General features: G+C 35.8%; 1 protein-coding gene. It reads left to right on the forward strand.

What is annotated here, in order from left to right; genetic code table 11:
• Positions 1-73: 73 nt before the first annotated feature.
• A partial coding sequence (locus tag AAEY83_RS15815; RefSeq protein ID WP_351060476.1) for a hypothetical protein occupies positions 74-265 on the forward strand: 192 nt, incomplete at its 3' end.

A 265-nucleotide genomic window follows, 5' to 3' on the forward strand; every position in this document is an offset into this window, starting at 1 on the left:
TTCTATCACTACGCTTATTGTTGCGCCGGACCTTTCACTTAATTATTCAAATCGCTTGATTCAAGTTTGTGATTTGAATAACGACGGCTTTAAAGAGTTAATTGATAGGGAAAGTATATTTGATGTCAAACAGAACAAATACCTGATAGGACCCTATTCTGAATATAAATTTAAGGCATTTACCAGTGGTGATAATTGTCGTGTAACTAGATATAAGGCCTCCGAACATTATAGTGAACTAATATGGTGGGAAGGTGGTGAACTG

The organism is Psychrobacter sp. TB20-MNA-CIBAN-0197 (genome assembly GCF_040309765.1).
GTDB lineage: Bacteria > Pseudomonadota > Gammaproteobacteria > Pseudomonadales > Moraxellaceae > Psychrobacter > Psychrobacter submarinus.